This is a genomic window from Ruoffia sp. FAM 26255 (assembly GCF_045528525.1).
Classification (GTDB): Bacteria; Bacillota; Bacilli; order Lactobacillales; family Aerococcaceae; genus Ruoffia; species Ruoffia tabacinasalis.
Genome location: NZ_JBGQQX010000089.1, coordinates 1 through 4440, shown reverse-complemented (window position 1 = coordinate 4440; position 4440 = coordinate 1). Strand labels below are relative to the sequence as shown.

Annotated in this window: 4 protein-coding genes; 3 read left to right on the top strand and 1 reads right to left on the bottom strand. The window is 35.5% G+C overall.

Annotated features, from left to right (window positions below; translation table 11 throughout):
• The first annotated feature begins 308 nt into the window (after positions 1 to 308).
• The 3 genes from ACEN31_RS11030 to ACEN31_RS11020 are packed head-to-tail and all read left to right on the top strand — an operon-like array spanning position 309 to position 2903.
• Positions 309 to 830: a GNAT family N-acetyltransferase gene (locus tag ACEN31_RS11030; RefSeq protein ID WP_407090408.1), complete on the top strand. Its 522-nt coding sequence runs from the start codon at positions 309 to 311 to the stop codon at positions 828 to 830.
• A gap of 13 nt (positions 831 to 843) precedes the next feature.
• Complete coding sequence (locus tag ACEN31_RS11025) at positions 844 to 1482, top strand: DsbA family protein (protein WP_407109442.1); 639 nt, start codon at positions 844 to 846, stop codon at positions 1480 to 1482.
• Positions 1483 to 1514: 32 nt separating this feature from the next.
• Positions 1515 to 2903 carry a L,D-transpeptidase family protein gene (locus ACEN31_RS11020; protein ID WP_407109440.1) on the top strand — a complete coding sequence of 463 codons (1389 nt, stop codon included), beginning with the start codon at positions 1515 to 1517 and terminating at the stop codon, positions 2901 to 2903.
• Between the two features lie 73 nt (positions 2904 to 2976).
• Here the strand turns inward: ACEN31_RS11020 and ACEN31_RS11015 are convergent, their stop codons facing one another.
• Positions 2977 to 4074, bottom strand: coding sequence for an FUSC family protein (locus tag ACEN31_RS11015; protein ID WP_407109439.1), 1098 nt, complete (start codon positions 4072 to 4074; stop codon positions 2977 to 2979).
• Between the last annotated feature and the right edge of the window lie 366 nt (positions 4075 to 4440).

Genomic DNA, 4440 nt, shown 5'->3' with positions numbered 1-4440 from the left:
GAACACAACACAAACTATCGTTGCATAGAGAGACACTTAAACATAGGAATAAAAAAAGAGCCAAGGTGACTGCGTCACCTGGCTCCTCGGTCCACCAACATCAAAAATTCATGAACCTTTATTTTCTGTCGTCTTTTTCATTTCAAAATATAAGCTAAAAAAATATATATTGAAATAATGGGACAAAAGAGCATAAAATCAAGCTTTATCATGGTATCGAAGCCAATACTATGGTAAATTAATTGATAAGTAGATTTAATTACTTAAACAAAATTAATGACGATGATTACATAATAAGAGGTGGATGGATGTCGATTCGATTAGCAACACAAAGTGATTTTGATATCATTATGGACAATTATAGAGTGATGACCGAATATCCGGGGCAAGTAGAGGCTGGGGCAGGTTGGGTACTTGGTATTTATCCTGATGAAACAATGATTCAAGAAGCGATTAATCTTAAACAATATTATGTTTTTGAACTAGAAGACAAAATCTGTGGTGGAATGATTATTAATGAAGCCTATACAGAAGGTTACGAAAAGGCAAACTGGCAAATACAAGCCGATGAAGGCGAATTCATATCGATACACGCTCTAGGTGTCATGCCTAATGCAAGAGGCAAAGGTATCGCAAAAGCATTAGTGCAATTTGCCCAAGCTTACGGGAATAAACGCAATTATAAAGCCATTCGCATTGATGTTTACGGAGTAAATAGAGCTGGGAAGAAATTATATCCAGCAACTGGCTTTGTTTTGGTTGATACCATTGAACTGTATTACGAAGATACAGGTTTAGCAGAATACTTAATGTATGAGTACATCATTTAGGAGGAATTTATTTATGGAAATTACTATTTGGTCGGATTTTGTTTGTCCTTTTTGCTACATTGCTGAGGAGCACTTAAACCGAGCTTTAAGTACTTTTTCTGAGAAGGACGATGTGACTATTGAATATAAAAGTTTTCAACTAGATCCAATGGGAACTTATCAACCTGAATTAAACTATTATGAAACCTTTGCGAAATTAAAAGGCATGCCAATGGATAAAGTCACACAAATGATGGACAGTGTCAAGAACATGGCAACTGAAGCTGGTTTAACAATGAATTATGACGATGCAAAGTACTCAAACACGTTAAAAGCTCACCGAGTCTTCCAGTATGCAAAAGAAGAAGGACGAGGGAACGATTATTTCCATCGTTTTTATCGAGCGCATTTCGTCGAAGGTTTGAATATAGAAGATAATGAAGTCATTGAAAAACTCAGTCAAGAACTAGAACTAAACTTAGCTGATGTTCAATCGATTCTTAATGATAGTCAAACTAATCATCAAAAAGTCCAAGATGATATTGCAACAGCGGGCTCGATTGGTGTTCAAGGGGTTCCATTCTTTGTGTTTAATAATAAATATGCTGTTTCAGGAGCTCAGCCAATTGAAGTTTTCAAAAATGTCCTTGAACAAGTTGCAGCTGAGTCATAGAATGAAATATATATTCATAGGAGGTGGATTTATTGGAAAAAATTAGACAGTTGCCTAAACGCTATGTGATTACTGCGATCGTAGTTCTTTTAATTTTACTAATTTATTTTGTGGGTGCTTTTTACTTTAAATCTCATTTCTTGCCTCGCTCTTATGCAGGACCAGTAGAAATCAGTCAAATGACACCACAACAAGCGACCGAAACGGTGGGGCAAAACCTTGAATCGAGCACTTTAATTTTTAACGAAAATGAAAATAATATCGGCTACATTGAAATGAACCAGATTGGTATGTCTGCTGAAGTAGATGAACTTATGAGTCAAGCCATTCAAAACCAGAACGGCTGGAGTTGGCCAATTGCTTTCTTTAATGGCGATAAAGTCGTTAATATTCAAGAACAGATTCAAATCGATGAGAATATTGTGGCTGGTCTGGTACCGAGTCTTGGAATCAATAATGATGAAAGAGAACCAACAGTTGATGCCCAGCTAGTGAAGAATGACAATGGTGAAATAAGTGTCGCTGAAGAAACTTACGGAAACCAAGTAACTTCAGATAGTTTAGCACAAGCGATTGTTCAGTCAGTTGGAACAGGAGCAGGGCAGTTAAATATCGAAGACGCCTATGTGAAGCCAACAGAGTTAACCGAAAGTGACAGCTTGATACAAAGAGCTGACACCATTGAACAAATGAAAAGTACATCAATCACATTGGAATTCGACGGAAACTCTGTCACAATCCCGCAAGAGCAAATTAACGCTTGGATTTATTTAGATGAAGATAATAACCCACAAGTAAATCAAGAAGCTGTAGAGGAATACATTTTTTCGCTGAATGAACAGTATGCAGGTTTATTCTTACCTCGTACTTTTAGTAGTACTTATCAAGGTGAAGTTCAAGTTCAACCCGGTACTTATGGCTGGTTTATCGATCGTTATGATGAAGCAGAGTTGATTGTTCAAGATATACATAACGGAGCTCAAGTCACTAGAGAACCTGTCATCGGTGGAAGTGGTTATGGTATGGGAGATTATGTCGGAGAAGATTATGTTGAAGTCGACATAGCTTATCAGATGATGTTTATTTACCGTGATGGACAACTTGTATTAGATACACCTATTGTTTCAGGAATTATTGGGGCTGAAACAGTTCCAGGCGCATATCAAGTTTGGAATATGGAACAAGATACAAACTTAGTTGGTTATAATACAATTACTGAACAAGATTATGTTCAACCAGTGTCGTATTGGATTGCTTTTGATGACCAAGCACAAGGGATTCATGATGCTTCATGGCAGTCATCATTCGGTGGAAATGCTTATCAAACAGCTGGATCACTCGGTTGTATTAATACACCACCAGGAATGATGGGACAAGTATTTGAATTAGTTGAATATGGCATGCCAGTCATTGTTTTTTAAATCTAGGTAATAAAAAATCCGGCTATCTTTAGTTTTCACTAAGGATAGCCGGATTTTTATTGTTGTTATGTCATTATAGATGCTCGTTACCAAGTTGTTCATCTTCATCATGATACTCAATGTAACGTTCTTTGTAGATACGTATAATGCTATTTAATTTTACTAGAGATTCTTCATAATTATAAGTAGCTGATAAGATGTGAATGACTCCATTACTATCATTCTCATAGCTCGTATCGGCTTCCAGTTCATCCCAAGCTTGATCAAAGAATCGCTTCATAAATTCTAATTTGAAATCTTTTTGAGAATGGATAAAATTTACTTCTGATGCTGAAACTCGACCACTAAATTTAAGTAAAATTTGTTCGTGCCCAACCATTAATGTTTCAATGTGTTCGCGGAGCATTATTCTTAAATCTACTGGGAAACTTTGAAAGACGTGATCATTCGAATGAAGGGCATCAAGTAAATCAATGACTGATTTAGTTGTTTTAATCATTTGACGATAAATAACTAATCGTCTTGCTTTACCCATTCTCTCTGTCTTAGAGAATGTTACTTCATTATTCATTAAATCAAATAGAGTTGTTAGAGTAGAATATTCTTTTCTTGCCCATTGGATATCTCGATGTAGAATCGAGAAAGTGACATTCTTTCTGAGTGTCGCACGAATGAATATTAAAACTTCATTCGTCAAATTGACCAGAGTTGAGTAGAAAGGTTTGTCATGTTGCGGAGGGTAGACTAACCAATTAATAATGAAAGAAACAATCACCCCAATCGTTGTTTCTAACACACGGTATAGTGCAGCTAGATAATAATTGTCTGAAGTCGTTAACATTACTGCTACAAGTGTGATAACTGCTAATGTTAACACATCTGATAAGTTTAAGGCATTTAATACTGCAATCGTAACTACGGCAGCAATACCGATGGCTACAGGGTTACTCCCGATGGCAAAAAGCATGAAGACCGCAACGAGACCACCGATGATGTTACTTACTAATCGACGAGTAAACATGTCGAAAGATTTTCTTACTGATGGCATCGTTGTTGTAACTGCGGCAATCGCTGCAAGCGCTGCACTGTTATCAGGAATCAGTAGTATAGATAAATATGTCGCAAGTGAAATCGCTAGTCCTGTTTTTAAGACCCGCGCGCCAATTTTCATTTTTTTATTCTCCTAATGTAGATTTTAATTAACTTAATAGTACTTGATTTTCAGAAATATTCAAGATATAAGGTCCAATAATAATAGAGAATATTGTATTAAAGAACGATAGATTAGTAAAGGGTATTTGGACTACAATTAGATTACAAAAACAATAAATTTCTATAAATAAATACGCCCAGATTAATTCGCGTTAACTGGGCGCATAAATATGATAATGATTAAAAAATGTAATTAATAACCTGAATAATTCATACTTTTAAATATTGAGTTATTCTAGTCGTTATTTTTCAATTTTGGATCACTTTATCGAAATTAAAATATTTTAATCGATTTTCTAAGCTAAAGAAAAACTTTTTAGTCTCA